The sequence below is a fragment of the Planktotalea sp. genome, from assembly GCF_018607965.1.
In the GTDB taxonomy this organism is placed as follows: domain Bacteria; phylum Pseudomonadota; class Alphaproteobacteria; order Rhodobacterales; family Rhodobacteraceae; genus Planktotalea.
The window spans coordinates 1-15,539 of the sequence record NZ_JABBAM010000149.1 but is presented as its reverse complement, the minus strand read 5'-3'; the positions used below and the strand labels follow the sequence as shown (position 1 = coordinate 15,539).

Below are 15,539 nucleotides of genomic sequence, written 5' to 3'. Positions count from 1 at the left end.
TCGGCGTTTGTTTCGCCCAATTTGTGAAGCTTGATCCATTGTCCCCGCAAGAGGCGCGCAGGCGCAGGCAATGAAGTTTAGAGTATTTTGGGAAGGCTCGGACCATGAAATTAAACAGACATTTCACTAAATCAGGCGAAGACGCGTACAAATCGCTCGATTTTATCCACACAGCGTCAGAGATTCGTAACCCAGACGGCTCTATCGTTTTCAAACTAGACAATGTTGAAGTACCAGACAGCTGGTCGCAGGTCGCATCTGATGTGATCGCCCAGAAGTATTTCCGCAAAGCGGGCGTTCCCAACAAGACGGCTCGTGTGAAAGAAAAGGGCATCCCCGAGTTTCTATGGCGGTCCGAGCCAGCCAAGGACAACGATGGGTTTTCTGGCGAAACATCCTCCAAGCAAGTCTTTGATCGCCTAGCTGGTGCGTGGACTTACTGGGGTTGGAAAGGTGGTTACTTTACCACTGAAGCAGATGCGCAGACATATTTTGACGAAATGCGCTTCATGCTGGCGACACAGCGAGCCGCTCCCAATTCTCCACAGTGGTTCAACACGGGTCTGCACTGGGCTTATGGCATCGATGGTCCTGCGCAGGGCCACCACTATGTCGACTATGAGACAGGCGTTCTGACCAAGTCCAAATCGTCTTATGAGCACCCACAACCACACGCTTGCTTCATTCAGTCCGTGTCAGACGATCTGGTTGGCGACGGCGGCATCATGGATCTTTGGGTCCGTGAAGCACGTTTGTTCAAATATGGCTCTGGCACAGGCACGAACTTCTCTTCCTTGCGTGCAAGTGGCGAGCAGCTTTCTGGTGGCGGTAATTCTTCTGGTCTTATGGGTTTCCTCAAGATCGGTGACCGTGCAGCGGGCGCGATCAAATCTGGTGGCACAACGCGCCGTGCGGCTAAGATGGTGATCTGTGATGCGGACCACCCTGACATTCAGGAGTTCATCAATTGGAAGGTGAAGGAGGAGCAGAAAGTTGCGAGCATCGTTGCTGGCTCCAAAATGCACGAAATGCACCTGAACGAAATTTTCAAAGCGATCCGCGCTTGGGATGGGTCATCCGAAGACTCAGTTGATCCAAAGAAGAACGTCCAACTGAAGGACGCGATCCGCGGTGCCAAGAAGACGGCGATCCCAGAGACTTATGTTAAGCGGGTTCTGGATTACGCAAAGCAGGGCTATTCATCTATTGAGTTCCCGGCATATGACACGGATTGGGATTCAGAGGCGTACGCGTCTGTCTCTGGTCAAAACTCCAACAACTCTGTGCGTGTCACGGACAGCTTCCTGAAAGCAGTTGAAAACGACGGCGATTGGGAATTGATCCGCCGCACGGACGGCACAGTTGCCAAGACCATCAAAGCACGCGACCTTTGGGAAGACATCGGCCACGCCGCTTGGGCCTGCGCGGATCCCGGCATCCAGTACCACGACACGGTCAACGCATGGCACACATGCCCCGAGGACGGCGAAATTCGCGGATCCAACCCGTGCTCTGAGTATATGTTCCTGGACGATACGGCGTGTAACCTCGCGTCCATGAATTTGCTCAAGTTCTACAAGGACAGTAAATTCCAAGCGGACGAGTACATCCACGCCACACGCCTTTGGACGGTGACGCTGGAAATATCCGTGATGATGGCGCAGTTCCCGTCCAAAGAGATTGCGCAGCGTTCTTATGACTTCCGCACCTTGGGTCTTGGCTATGCCAACATCGGTGGATTGCTGATGAACATGGGTCACTCTTACGACAGTGACGAAGGCCGCGCGCTTTGTGGTGCTTTGACGGCTGTCATGACGGGTGTATCTTATGCGACCTCCGCCGAGATGGCGAGCGAGCTGGGTGCCTTCGCGGGTTACAAGAAGAATGCCGATCACATGCTGCGTGTCATGCGCAACCACCGCAACGCCGCATATGGCGCGACGGATGGCTATGAGACGTTGGACATCAAGCCAGTCGCCCTTGATTTGGTGAACTGTCCTGATCAAGATCTGACTAAGCTTGCGATGACTTCATGGGACAACGCGCTGGCGCTGGGTGAAAAGCACGGCTACCGCAACGCGCAGGTGTCTGTGATTGCACCGACAGGCACAATTGGCTTGGTCATGGATTGCGACACAACAGGGATCGAGCCTGACTTCGCATTGGTGAAGTTCAAGAAACTCGCGGGCGGTGGTTATTTCAAGATCATCAACCAATCTGTTCCAGCGGCGCTTGAGAACCTTGGGTATGGCTCTGCCCAGATTGAAGAGATCGTCAGCTACGCAGTTGGTCACGCATCCATCGGCAATGCCCCGGGCATCAACCACACGTCCCTTATTGGTCACGGTTTTGGGGCGAATGAATTGGCAAAGATTGACGGTGCGCTTGCAGCGGCCTTCGACATTCGCTTTGTGTTCAACCAATGGACGTTGGGCGAAGAGTTCTGCACAGCGATCCTTGGTATCCCCAAGGCAAAGCTGAACGATCCAACATTCGATCTACTTAAGCACTTGGGCTATTCTAAAGCGGACATCGACGCAGCGAACGACCACGTCTGTGGAACGATGACGTTGGAAGGCGCGCCTTATCTCAAAGAAGGGCACCTCAAGATTTTTGATTGCGCCAACCCATGCGGCAAGAAGGGCAAGCGTTTCTTGTCCGTCGACAGCCACATCTACATGATGGCCGCAGCGCAATCGTTCATCTCTGGCGCGATTTCCAAGACGATCAACATGCCGAACGATGCAACAATCGAGGACTGCCAGAAAGCCTATGAGCTGAGCTGGTCCTTGGGTGTCAAAGCCAATGCGCTTTATCGCGATGGATCCAAGCTTAGCCAACCTCTCGCGGCGGCTTTGGTGGAAGACGACGACGAAGCAATGGATATCTTGGAAAGCGGCAACATCACCGAAAAAGCGGCTGTTATAGCAGAGAAGATCATCGAAAAGGTGATCGTCAAAGAGATCGTCAAATCGCACCGCGAAAAGATGCCTGAGCGTCGTAAGGGCTACACACAGAAAGCTGTCGTTGGCGGTCACAAGGTGTACTTGCGCACAGGCGAATATGAAGATGGTCAGCTTGGTGAAATCTTCATCGACATGCACAAAGAGGGTGCGGGTTTCCGCGCCATGATGAACAACTTCGCGATTGCAGTGTCCGTGGGCCTTCAGTACGGCGTGCCACTGGAAGAGTTCGTTGATGCCTTCACATTCACCAAGTTTGAGCCAGCAGGCATGGTCCAAGGCAACGACAGCATCAAGAATGCAACGTCGATCCTAGACTATATCTTCCGCGAATTGGCGGTGTCTTATCTCGATCGTACAGACCTCGCGCACATCAAACCAACAGGTGCGTCGTTCGACGATCTTGGCCGTGGGCAGGATGAAGGCGTCAGCAACGTGTCCGAACTTAGCGACACAGCGGCGAACAACTCTTTGGAGGTGCTCAAGCAGATCAGCTCTACCGGCTACTTGCGCAAGCGTTTGCCACAAGAATTGATCGTCTTGCAGGGTGGCCAAGCGGGCGCAGTCGCGCTGAGCGGCACATCCGATCCTGTCGCGGTTTTGCAGACGCTTGTTCCAGCTGTGACCACAGCTGCGCCAATGGCGGGCAGCGCGACTGCTGTCAGTGCAGGGGTGATGACAATGGACAATCGCACCAAGGCCAAAATGCAGGGATACGAAGGCGAAGCGTGCGGCGAATGCGGCAACTACACGCTGGTGCGCAACGGCACCTGCATGAAGTGCAACACCTGCGGCGGGACGTCCGGCTGTAGCTAAAGTAAACGTGCTGGGTGTCTCCAACGAGGTTCCCAGTTTTTAGACGGGGTGGCTATTGGGTAGAGTGACTTTGTCACACCACACCACTGAAACAATTGTTTCAGTGGATCACGGAGCCCTTTCGGGGGGCCTCTGACGCAAATCAGGCCGCAGGCAAAAAATATTCCGAGCGGTGATAATGATGAGCTTGAATTTGCGAACCTTGGGGAGCCCTTGCGGCTCCCCATTTTTGTGTTCGGGCTTCAGATGTGACGCGATAGTGCGCTCAGTATATATGTGTTCTACGATTGTCCCGACTTGCGCTATCTAGGCCGCTTTCGGCTACAGGCTAAGTACAGCTGGAGCATGGTGACGGTGTGAAAAAGCTGTTATCTGCTTTCGTAAATGTTCTGCCAATGAAGGGTATCGATATGATCCAACCAACCACGTCATTCAAAGGAAATTTGCAACTTTTACCGCCCGTTGATGGTCTTGCTCGCATAGATATCATCGACGCATCAGGCATCGTTGTTGCAAGCATTGAAAACCAACCGGGCAAGCAAGGGTCGCTGGTGGTCTATCGATATCTTGCAGAGACTTTTGAGATCATCGATGCGGACGCTGCAGCGCATGGCCTTGCTGTTTTTGCAGAACATACTGCGGACGCGAAGAACCGCCCAGGTGCACATCCAAATATCGATCATTTACTGGCAATTGTTGGTGGCAGTGATCCGTTGCACATCCGGCTTTTTGAAGCTTAAAACGACGCAACACAGGGTTTCCGCTCAAGACGTTTGATCAAACTTGCATTCAGCCGAATTTTTTGAGGTACACGCCAACCCGCTTTAAGCCTTCTTGCAAAATTATGGGGTTGTTCGCGTAACCAATGCGCACGTAGCCTTCCATATTTAGCGCGGAACCGGGGGTGAACATGACCCCTGTTTCTTTCAAAAGATCGACGCAGAGTTCACGGGACGTCATCGGCAAGGCGAACTTCAACAACGCTGTTGTCCCTGAATTTGGCTTTACCCATGAGATCAACGATTGATCGGCAACCCAATCGGATAAGAGCGCCAAGCTTCCACGCGTGATTGCATGGCTGCGGGCCAAGACTTTGTCGTAATTTTCAAGTGCGAGCGCTGCAAAGTGATCATTGATCATGCCAACAGAAATAGTGTCGTAATCACGGTGGATCGCAACGTCCTCGATCAATTCATGGGGGCCAGCGATCCAGCCAAGGCGCAAACCTGCTAGCGCATAGGCTTTGGACATGCTGGCCGTACTGATCCCTTTTTCGTAAATATCCGCAATGGAAACGGTCATGCCCGTGCCAGTTTGATCTGTACCACGGTAAACTTCGTCACACAGGATCCATGCGTCGACGTTTCGGGCAATCACTGCGATTTGCTCCAGCACTGCGCGGTCCATTAAAGACCCCGTCAGATTGTTTGGGTTGTTGATAGCAATCAATTTGGTGGCGGGCGTGACCAGCGCACGTAGTTCATTAAGATCAGGTAAGAACCCGTTTTCTGGACGCTGGTGCAGCGGATGGACATCAGCGCCGATACTGGCAGGGATGGAGTAATGTTGTTGATATGTCGGCACAACCGCCACGACGTGATCACCTGCAGATACCAAAGTTTTATGGACCAGCATGTTAGCCCCAATCGTACCGTGGGTAACGATCACATTCTCAGGGGTCTGCGTGTCATATAGCGCGCAAATCGCACGGCGCAGGCGCATGGACCCTTTAGTGTCGCCGTAGGTCATTTTCATAGATAAAAGCGCCGAGAGGTCCGTGTCGTTTTTGCCAATCAAAGCCAATAGTTCGGCAATGGTCAGGCTTTCGACACAGGTTTCCGCCAAGTTCCAGTCACACTTGGTTTCCCACTCGTTCATCCAGATTTCTACACCAAAGGGTTAGATTTGCATGTTGGACTTTCTTTTTCTGGGCGCAATCGGCTTGGCCGTGGGCCAAATCTATAAGGAAACTAATTCTGTTTCATACACAATTGGTTTGCGAGGTCGGATCAACTCAAAACGAATTCATGCCCGTCTTTTTCCAAGATTGCTTTTACGCTTTGGAATGTCTCGGCAGGGCACATCAGGGTACATAATGTGTTCACCTTCGAATGTGCAAAGCACGAAGGCACCTAACCCAGCACCTGAAATTGGCGAAATGAGCGCGGCGAGAATGCCAGCCGCGTCGAATGGAACTGGCCCAATGCCGCGAAAACAGGACCACCCAAGCTGTGAAGGCACAGTATCGGAGATGCGGTCTTCGCGGAAAATGAGTGTCAGTTCGTCATCGGCGCGCACGATTGAGCAAAATCTGGGGCGATCCGACCACTCTGGGATCGGGGCATCTGCGGCCAAGTGTGCAACGCCAGATCTACCGGCGACTTCCTTCAAGCGCATCGTAAATTTTTTTCGAAGGTCGCGTCGTATTTTCACGCGTGTGAGGTTCATCCCTTAGTATGCGTTAGCATTCCGCTTATTTAGCTCACGGATGCGAAACGATAAGAACCCTCTTTTGCCTCGATCCGTCCTAGCCCGCCATTTGGCAAGTGAAAGCCGATGACAGGCATTTGTTCGGATGAAATTCGATCCAGCAGCATTTTGCGTGATGCGACACCTGTTTCACCGTCCTGATCTGATCCGCTTTGCCATTCAGGATGATGCAAGGCTACATGATGATTTCCAATCGTATCGCCCACGACCATCGCACTTTCAGAGCCGTTGCGCACTTCGAACGCCATGTGACCGGGGGTATGTCCGTAAGCGGCGATTGCGTTGATGCCCGTTAGAACCTCGTCGCCTGCATCAAAGAAATTAATCTGATCTTCAAGGCGTTCCAGACGACGCTTGGCACCAACCGCAAAGGTCGCGCGTGCTTCGTCAATGGTGTTCACTGTTTCGGGGTTCCACCAGTAATCCCACTCTGCGCGTCCCATGTGATAAGATGCATCGGGGAAAACTAAATCATCAAAATCGTCCAGCAAACCCCAGATATGATCGGGGTGGGCGTGGGTGAAGACCACATGCGTAACCTCGTCAATTCCAACACCGGCCGCATCAAGGTTGTCGGTCAAACTGCCCGCGTCTGGCATGAAGTCAGGACCAGAGCCGACGTCGAAGAGCACCGTGTTCGTGCCGTCACGATAAAGCGTGATGTTGCATTCGGGCGTGAACTGTTCGGTTGAAAGGCCATAGCCTTTCATGATCTCGACCGCTTCGGCAGGTAGGTTTGCAGTCACGAAATCGCCAGGCAGGGTCAGGTTGCCATCGCTGACTGTGGTCAGTGTTGCTCGGCCAAGCGTGATATCGGCCAAGGCCAGTTTGGGCAGGGCAAGCAATGCTGCGCTATGGGTCAAAACTGTGCGACGTGTGATCATGATCCGCATTCCTATATTCGTTTTTACGAATGTGATCGCAGAGCTGGGAAAATGCAAGGCCCCGCCTATATTCAGATCCAGCACCAGACCGCGCCGCGCAACTTTTTAGAACGTTTCTAAGAATTGCAAATGTATCCCTGGCGGTGGTCTGATAAACTGTACAGGAATCAGTGATCGATGGCGAGATACGCGTCTTGATCAAACAAGAATAGTAAATCTGGGAGACCCGACATGGACGGAAATAACGTTAACGCGACTGGCAAATGCCCTGTCATGCACGCAGCAGTATCAAACACACGCTCGAACAGCGATTGGTGGCCTGAGCAGTTGAACCTGCGCATCCTTAGCCAGAAATCCAACCTCTCCGATCCAATGGGCGCAGACTTCGACTATGCCGAAGCGTTCAAATCTCTCGACTTAGAAGCGGTTCGTGCTGATCTTTATGCGTTGATGACAGATAGCCAGGAGTGGTGGCCCGCAGACTACGGTCACTACGGTCCGTTTTTTATCCGCATGGCGTGGCACAGTGCAGGTACGTATCGCACAGGTGACGGGCGTGGCGGTGCGACGTCCGGCTCTCAACGTTTTGCGCCTTTGAACAGCTGGCCAGATAACGTCAGTCTAGACAAAGCGCGTCGTTTGCTTTGGCCAATCAAGCAAAAATACGGCGCCAAGCTATCATGGGCTGACCTGATGATCCTTGCGGGCAACGCAGCGATTGAATCTATGGGCCTTGATACGTTCGGTTTCGCGGGCGGTCGCGCAGACACATGGGAGCCTGAGCAAGACATCTATTGGGGTGCGGAAGAAATCTGGCTTGAAGAAAGTGGTGGCGAGAACACGCGCTACACAGGCGAGCGTGATCTAGAAGATCCACTGGCTGCTGTGCAAATGGGCCTGATCTACGTGAATCCAGAAGGTCCCGATGGCAATCCTGATCCGCTTTCGTCGGCATATGACATTCGCGATACGTTTGGCCGTATGGGCATGAACGACGAAGAAACAGTTGCGCTGGTTGCGGGTGGTCACACATTCGGCAAAGCCCACGGTGCGGGTGATGCTGGGTTGGTCGGGGCAGAGCCTGAGGCCGCACCCATTCATCAACAGGGCCTTGGTTGGACCAACGGCTTTGAAAGCGGTGTTGGCGTTCACACGACATCCTCTGGCATCGAGGGCGCATGGACGCCTAACCCGATCCAGTGGGACATGGGCTATTTCGATGTGTTGCTTGGGTATGAGTGGGCGCTGACGAAGTCCCCAGCGGGCGCACAAATCTGGCACGCCAAGGACCTGTCTGAAGAAAACCATGCCCCTGAAGTCGATGGGTCTGGCAAACGCGTTCCGATCATGATGACGACCGCTGACATGGCGATGCGTATGGACCCAGCCTACGGCGAAATCTCGCGCCGCTTCCATGCCAACCCAGATAAGTTCGCGGATGCATTCGCGCGCGCTTGGTTCAAGTTGACCCACCGCGACATGGGTCCACGGTCGCTCTATCTGGGGTCTTTGGTTCCATCTGAAGAGCTGACTTGGCAGGATCCGATTCCTGCGGTTGATCATCCTTTAGTCGATGCATCTGACGTGGTTACGTTGAAAGCTGACATCGCGGCTGCTGGCCTGTCTGTTCAAGAGTTGGTTTTGGCAGCGTGGTCATCCGCCTCCACATACCGTGGCTCTGACAAGCGTGGGGGCGCCAATGGGGCACGTGTGCGTTTGGCACCGATGAAGGATTGGGACGCAAACAATCCAGCGCAACTTGGCAAGGTTTTGAGTGCGTTGGACGGCATCCAGTCTGCATTCAATGGCAAGGGTGACAAGAAAGTATCTTTGGCTGACCTGATTGTGCTTGCGGGATGTGTCGGTGTTGAAAAGGCCGCAAGCGATGCTGGACAGTCTGTTGAGGTACCCTTTACTGCGGGCCGCATGGACGCGAGTGCCGAGCAAACAGATATCGAACAGCAAGACGTACTGGAGCCGCAGGCAGACGGTTTCCGTAACTACGCCAAAAAGCGTTTCACGATGTCTGCAGAGGAATTGTTGCTCGACAAGGCGCAGCTTTTGACGCTGACAGCGCCAGAAATGACTGTGCTTGTAGGTGGTATGCGTGCAATGGGGGCTAACTTTGACGGTTCTGATCACGGTGTACTGACAGCGCGCAAGGGTCAGTTGACGAATGATTTCTTCGTTAACCTGTTGGACATGAGCACGGTTTGGACGCCCCTGTCTGCGGATGAAGATTTGTTCGAAGGCAAGGATCGCAAGACGGGAGCAAAGAAGTGGACGGGTACACGCGTTGATCTTGTATTCGGATCTAACTCTGAAATGCGTGCGGTTGCGGAAGTGTATGCAAGCGCGGATGCGGGTGGCAAGTTTGTTGCTGACTTCGTTGCGGCATGGACCAAAGTTATGAACGCAGATCGTTTCGATTTGGCATGATTAGTTTCGGACCGGCTTTGCCGGTCCGACCGTCAGGGGGACTAGTCCCCCTGACCCCCTAGGATATTTTTAAAAGGTGAAGAGGTTTAGGCCAGATCTTCGATGAGAAGGTCTGCGGCTTTGAGTGTCTTGCCTTGATATGTGATTTCACTGGGGTTGTAGTTGAACCAAAAGCGATGGGTTTCACTGTCTCTGACGCGTAGACCATCTGGCAAACGTTGTGTGGGGATGCCTGCGGTCGTCGCCAGACCCTCTAGAATTTCGACATAGGTATCGGCCTCTGGCCAACCTGCGATGTAGTGCAATCCATCTGTGTGCATGATCGCTGGCTTCCCATCTTTCGTGCGCAACGTGATGTCGGCAGTACCGTCCAACTCTTCGAACCAATGCAAGAACGTGCCACCATTTTCCAGTGCGATGCGCGTGGTCGGTGGGATGCTTTCAACCCGTGATACAGTGCAATTAAGGTCTTTGATATTTGGCCCCATTGGCAAGGGAATGCAAAGTTCAGCCGTTTTTGAACCTGTGCGAGGGCCGATCAAGGCCATGCCTTTGAAATTTTGAAGCGTCTCGGGTGTTTCCAAAAGGCCGGGTGCGAGGACAAGATCGTAACCGCGTAGGTATGCGTGGGGTGCAATTATATCCAAAGACAGGCCAAGACGACGCGCGGCGCGGTAGGTTTCAAACGCGAGGCGGAACATGTCGAAGTCTGCACCTTGGGGTTGGGCTTCCCACGCCCAACATGACACGTAATCGAAGATCAGCGCGACGCGGGCTTTGGTGGTCCCGACCTCAGGCATGGTGGCCAGTTCGGTCGCGACTTGGCGTACTTCCGTCAGTGCGGGGGCGGATTCTGCATCGGGGCGCAATAGCCCTGCGTGCATTTGTTCTTGTGCAAAGGGAGCCTGGCGCCAGCGGAAATACAAAACCGCTTCTGCGCCATGCGCGAAGGCTTCCCATGCCCAAAGCCTAGCCATACCAGGCAAAGGGGCAGGGTTATACGGGGCCCAATTCACAGGACCGGGTTGTTGTTCCATCACCCACCAGCGGTTCTTGCCAACAGTGCGGTAAAGATCATGATGAAACGCCTGCATGTCAGGGTCGCCTTGGCGTAGGTAGTGGGCTTTGTGCTCTGGCGTGCCCTCAAGGCGGTCAGAGAGAAAGCCGATGGGATAGCTGTCCCAAGAGGCAATATCGAGGTCTGCGCCAACGTCGTAGTGATCAAAATCGGTGACGCGGCCCATGTAGTTGTGGATCAGCGGGGCGTTAGTGTGCTGACGTAGGATTTCTGTTTGACCACGATTGAAACGCACGACTTGATCGGAAGAAAAGCGCCTGAACGCAAGAACATGCGCTGGGTTTGGTTCTGTAACCGTTAGGTTGGGAAGGCCGATCTGGTCGAAGCGATCGTACTCCATTGACCAAAAGATATTGCCCCAAGCGCGGTTCAGCGCATCCGTACTTTGATACCGCTGTGCGCACCAATCTTGGAAAGCGGTTCGAGCAGCATTTGAGTAGCTAACGGTGGTTTCGTGGCAGCCATATTCATTATCAGTTTGCCACGCAACCACATAGGGGTTCTTGCCAAACCGTTCTGCCAGAATTCGCGTGATGCGGCGGGATTCTTGATAAAATCCTTCGTGGGAGAAACAGTAATGACGCCGCGATCCAAAACCGCGCGCACGCCCTTCTGCGTCAACGGCCAGCATATCTGGGTGCTTTTCCAAGACCCAATGTGGTGGCGTGGCAGTCGGTGTTCCTAGGATGACTTGTAATCCTGCAGCCCCCAAAACGTCGATTGCGCGTGCGAGCCAGTCGAGCTGAAAATCACCTTCTGAGGGTTCCAGGCGCGACCACGCGAATTCGCCGATGCGGACCCACGTTAGACCTGTCTCCACCATCTGTGCGGCGTCAATTGCCCAGCGATCCTCGGGCCAATGTTCGGGGTAGTAGCAGACGCCTAACGCACGTTTCATAGAATTACCTGATGTTCTTGTTGGCCCTTGCCGATATTGGGCAGGCGGAAAGTCTTGCCATTGTTGTTTAGCTCACCAGCGATGCCGTCAGTCGCCGATGTAATGAACATATCATTGAGACCATCGCCGCCAAATGCGGGGCAGGTGGAGTGCAGACCATCGACTTTGTGGCTTGCGATCAATGTCCCGTCAGCCGCATAGCCATTCACACAGCCCGCGCCCCACAGGGCAACCCAGAGTGTGCCACCGGCATCAACCACGGCCCCGTCAGGCGAAAGATTGGCATCGTTCAGATCAAGCCAGACTTTAGCGTCCCCCTCAGGCCAGCCTGTTGCAGGATCAAGTGAAACACGCATGATTTGTTTGGTAACCGTATCAGTATAGTGCGCAAAACCACGATCTGGCGTGAAGCAGATCGCATTGGAAATTGTCACATCGCTCACTAGCTTGCGCAATTCGCCCTTGTAATATCGATAGATTGCACCGGCATTTGTCTGGGCCTGAAAGCCCATAGTGCCGATCCAAAAGCCACCCCAAGGATCAGCGCGCCCATCATTGGAGCGGGTCGTTGGGTTATCTGTTTCGATGTGAACAAATGTGTCATCTAGAACGCCTGATGGTATATCGAACCGATGCAAGCCGATTTCAGAAGCGATCAGCAACGTGTTTTCGTCAATCCAGCCTTCGGCAGATACGCTTAGATCAAACGCCCAGCTCTTGGCCTTTGAATGTAACGTGCGGGCGTTGATATCGAACCAAAAAAATTCACCTCGCAAAGGATGCCACAGCGGGCCTTCGCCCAGCCCACATGCGCGCTCGTCAAAGATCATCCCTTGGCTCGATCGAAGGCCTCAACCATGGCTTTTGCGCGGGTGCTGACGTCACCTGCAGTGAAGCCGGGCTTATAGAGGGCAGAGCCAATGCCAAAGCCATCCGCGCTTGCGTTCATCCATTCGGCGAAATTTGTGTGATCGGCCCCACCAACGGCGTAGACCTGCGTCCCGGTAGGAAGCACTGCACGGATCGCTTTTAGACCGTGGGTTCCAAGCAAGGATGCAGGAAAAATTTTGAGGCCGTCCGCGCCTGCGCCCAAAGCGGCAAAGCATTCGGTTGGGGTCATCACGCCGGGGTAACTGTCCAATCCAGCAAGCTTGGTTGCTGCAATAACGTTCGTGTCAGTGTTCGGAGAAACGATCAGTTTGCCCCCAGCTTTGGCGACATCAATGACTGTTTCAACGCTCAAAACAGTGCCTGCGCCGATCTGTGCGACGTCACTGTAGGCTTTCGCCAATATTTCAATCGATCTCAATGCAGAGGGTGAATTCATCGGAACTTCGATACGGGTTATGCCGGCTTCGATAAGTTCGCCCGTGATGGCACTGACTTCTAATGGCGTGACGCCTCGCAAAATTGCGATTAAGGGACGGCTCATTAACTTTCCTTCAAATAGCGGCGTATGCAGTACAAAGACCTGCACGTGTTACGGCGGCTGTGTCGTAGCGTTCTACTGTAACAGACTGTTGGTTTAGGGCGCGTTCGTAAAGATCACTTAAATCATTGGTCCCAATTACTGCGACGCGCTGGCCAAGCCAATAGGATTTTGCGGCAGCCAGTTCCATCCCGATCAGAGCACCAGATAGTTTTGCGCGTGCAATTGCTGGGGATTGACCCTTCAAAAGGTCTGCTGCGCGCAGGGAAAAGAGGTTGGCAGAGAATTTTTCTGGTCTGGAGAGCGTTTCAGATGCGGCTTCATCAAACGCTTTTTGGTCCATGTCGGTGCCTCCAAGCGAGTGGCGCAGTACGGTGCCTTTGGAGATCACGTCGAACAATTCACCAGTCATGAAGGTGCGAAAGCTAACAATTTCACCCGCGCTGACGTGGACCCATTTGGAGTGGGTCCCGGGTAGGCAAATCACGCCGTCCCATTCGGGGTTCAGCGAAAGGAATCCTGCGATCTGGGTTTCTTCGCCGCGCATTACATCAGCAGGATCGTTCTGCTTGATGCCCGGAATGAGCCAGACCTTTAGATCATCGCCGCAATTTTGCACAGGAATCGGTCTATCAGTTTGGGCCATACAGGGCGTTGCGCGGTAGGGGGCCTCTAGCCAGCCTTGGCGCGATCCAACCATGCCACAGGCGATCACTGTACAAGTGCTTGGCGTTTCCCAATCCTGAAGTAGTGCGCGCAAAGCGGGTTCAAATTCATCGGGTTTCAGGGATGACATACCTTTGTCTGATGACGCTTCAGCAAGCGTGCTACCGTCTTCGGTCATGGCAAAGGCACGCAGGTTGGACGTGCCCCAATCGACGGCAATCCAATCCGGTCTTATGGCGTGCGCAAGCGTCATCCCGTCACCACCACACCGCCATCAATCACAAGCGACTGGCCTGTCATTGCGCGGCTGAGGTTTGACGCAAGAAACAGTGTGCCACCAACGATATCTGCGGGCGCGAGCGGGTCCTTAAGGCATTGGCGTTCCAAGTGGGCTGCAAGACCGTCTTCTGTCACCCACATGTCCTTTTGCTTTTGTGTCAGAACCCAACCGGGAGCGAGCGCGTTGACGCGGATTTTTTCAGGACCGAATTCGCGTGCTAAGCTGCGCGTAAGCCCATTGATTGCGGAATTGGCGGCGGTGTAGAGCGGGTAACCTGCATTGCCCATCATGTATGAGATAGAGGTAAAGTTGATGATAGATCCACCACCCGCAGCAGCCATCATGGGTGCTGTGTGTTGGCAGGCAAAAACATAGGCTTTGAAGTTGATATCCATCATCCACGTGTAGAAATCTTCGGTGATGTCGTCGACGCTGTGGCGTTTGTCGTTGGCTGCATTGTTTATAAGGGTCGTGATAGGACCGTGTTCACCAGCGGCTTCGTCCAGTGTCGCTTTAAGGCGGGTCACATCGGTGATATCGCATTGCATGAAGTGCGGGCGATTTCCGTGTTTGGCTTCCATCGCATCGCAAAATTCTGTTGCATCTGAGCGGCCAACGAAAGCGACTTTCGCGCCTTGCGCAAGGAAGCCCTCGGTGATGGCTGCGCCAATTCCGTTGCCGCCGCCTGTGATATAGACAGATGCGTCTTTGAGTTCTGAAAACTGTGCGGTCATTGGGTGCGCTCCTTGGGGTGCGGGGTTGCGATTTTTCTAGAAAAATCGAGGCCTCCGGCGGGGATATTTAGGGAGAGAGGAAACATCAGAGTTTACGCCCTTCGATGACCCACATCGTATCCGGGAAGGTCCACGGCAAAGTAAGGCCTTGATGCATGAGGTAGTTGCCGGACACTTTGATTGTCTGGCCTTTCAGGATGGGTATGCCGCGAGACAATGCTGGAGCTGTGATGCGATTGAGGGTGCGGATTTCGTATTGGGCACTTGCATCAAGCCGCGTGAGGCGCAAAGGGCGCGGCGCGATTTGAGTGGAGGTGGCGGCTTTGCCAGCGAAAACCACGAATTGCGTGTCGTCTTCAGCCAATTGTTGTTCTGCTATCACTGCCGGGTCTGCGCTGTCTAAACGCAGAATATCGGCGCGTTCCAACCATGTGCGGTTCGCTTTCCACCAGGACGTAACGTCCTTGAGAACCGTTACCTCGTGCGGTGTCAGTTCGCGCGGATCCATTTCGAACCCCATGTGACGCTGTGCGGCGACCCATGCGCGCATGGAGATGTCGATTACGCGCCCAGATGTGTGGCAATGGCGTGGGCCGACATGTGATCCTGTTACGTTGAGCGGCAAGAAAAGGGCTGCGTCGTGCTGCATACGCAGGCGCTCTAGTGCGTCATTACTATCGGACAGCCAAACGCGTTGGGTGCGCGACAGGATGCCAAAGTCGATACGACCACCACCAGATGCGCAACTTTCAATTTCGACCATTGGAAAATCTGCGCGCAGGCGATCAATCAGTGCATAAGAGCCACGTGTTTGTGCCGCGTCGGGTGCAGGCAGAACGCGGTTGTGGTCCCATTTGATGTA

12 protein-coding genes are annotated in these 15,539 nt (G+C 53.7%); 3 read left to right on the top strand and 9 right to left on the bottom strand.

All coding sequences use genetic code 11. The features are described 5' to 3' along the window. The first annotated feature begins 104 nt into the window (after positions 1-104). Together QZ279_RS13215 and QZ279_RS13210 are read left to right on the top strand one after the other, a co-directional pair. Complete coding sequence (locus QZ279_RS13215; RefSeq protein WP_293451625.1) at positions 105-3,779, top strand: vitamin B12-dependent ribonucleotide reductase; 3,675 nt, start codon at positions 105-107, stop codon at positions 3,777-3,779. Positions 3,780-4,135: 356 nt separating this feature from the next. Then, positions 4,136-4,519: a DUF2322 family protein gene (locus QZ279_RS13210; protein ID WP_293451623.1), complete on the top strand. Its 384-nt coding sequence runs from the start codon at positions 4,136-4,138 to the stop codon at positions 4,517-4,519. A gap of 49 nt (positions 4,520-4,568) precedes the next feature. Here the strand turns inward: QZ279_RS13210 and QZ279_RS13205 are convergent, their stop codons facing one another. The 3 genes from QZ279_RS13205 to QZ279_RS13195 all read right to left on the bottom strand — a co-directional run bounded on the left by QZ279_RS13205 (position 4,569) and on the right by QZ279_RS13195 (position 7,153). Beyond that, positions 4,569-5,663: an aminotransferase gene (locus QZ279_RS13205; protein WP_293451627.1), complete on the bottom strand. Its 1,095-nt coding sequence runs from the start codon at positions 5,661-5,663 to the stop codon at positions 4,569-4,571. A gap of 141 nt (positions 5,664-5,804) precedes the next feature. After that, positions 5,805-6,176 (bottom strand): hypothetical protein, encoded by a 372-nt coding sequence (locus tag QZ279_RS13200; protein ID WP_366513969.1) that lies wholly within the window; start codon positions 6,174-6,176, stop codon positions 5,805-5,807. Between the two features lie 80 nt (positions 6,177-6,256). Then, positions 6,257-7,153 (bottom strand): MBL fold metallo-hydrolase, encoded by an 897-nt coding sequence (locus QZ279_RS13195; protein ID WP_293451619.1) that lies wholly within the window; start codon positions 7,151-7,153, stop codon positions 6,257-6,259. Positions 7,154-7,384: 231 nt separating this feature from the next. Between QZ279_RS13195 and katG the strand changes: the two genes are divergently transcribed. Beyond that, a complete protein-coding gene (gene katG / locus QZ279_RS13190) occupies positions 7,385-9,592 on the top strand; it encodes a catalase/peroxidase HPI (RefSeq protein WP_293451617.1) in 2,208 nt (735 codons plus the stop codon). Between the two features lie 86 nt (positions 9,593-9,678). Here katG and QZ279_RS13185 read toward each other — a convergent pair whose 3' ends face one another. The 6 genes from QZ279_RS13185 to QZ279_RS13160 all read right to left on the bottom strand — a co-directional run. After that, positions 9,679-11,568, bottom strand: a complete 1,890-nt coding sequence (locus QZ279_RS13185) for a beta-galactosidase (RefSeq protein ID WP_293451615.1) — start codon at positions 11,566-11,568, stop codon at positions 9,679-9,681. Continuing rightward, on the bottom strand, positions 11,565-12,398 hold the full coding sequence (locus tag QZ279_RS13180) for an SMP-30/gluconolactonase/LRE family protein (protein WP_293451613.1): 834 nt from the start codon (positions 12,396-12,398) through the stop codon (positions 11,565-11,567). Before QZ279_RS13180 ends, QZ279_RS13185 begins: the two co-directional genes overlap by 4 nt. Further along, positions 12,395-13,000 (bottom strand): 2-dehydro-3-deoxy-6-phosphogalactonate aldolase, encoded by a 606-nt coding sequence (locus tag QZ279_RS13175; protein WP_293451611.1) that lies wholly within the window; start codon positions 12,998-13,000, stop codon positions 12,395-12,397. Before QZ279_RS13175 ends, QZ279_RS13180 begins: the two co-directional genes overlap by 4 nt. 10 nt (positions 13,001-13,010) lie before the next feature. Beyond that, positions 13,011-13,916 (bottom strand): 2-dehydro-3-deoxygalactonokinase, encoded by a 906-nt coding sequence (locus QZ279_RS13170; protein ID WP_293451609.1) that lies wholly within the window; start codon positions 13,914-13,916, stop codon positions 13,011-13,013. Further along, entirely contained in the window at positions 13,913-14,677 is a 765-nt protein-coding gene (locus QZ279_RS13165; RefSeq protein ID WP_293451606.1) for an SDR family oxidoreductase, read from the bottom strand. The genes QZ279_RS13170 and QZ279_RS13165 overlap by 4 nt, the downstream gene beginning before the upstream one ends. A gap of 85 nt (positions 14,678-14,762) precedes the next feature. Next, positions 14,763-15,539, bottom strand: a 777-nt coding sequence (locus QZ279_RS13160; protein ID WP_293451604.1) for an alpha-galactosidase, incomplete at its 5' end; no start/stop codon positions are given.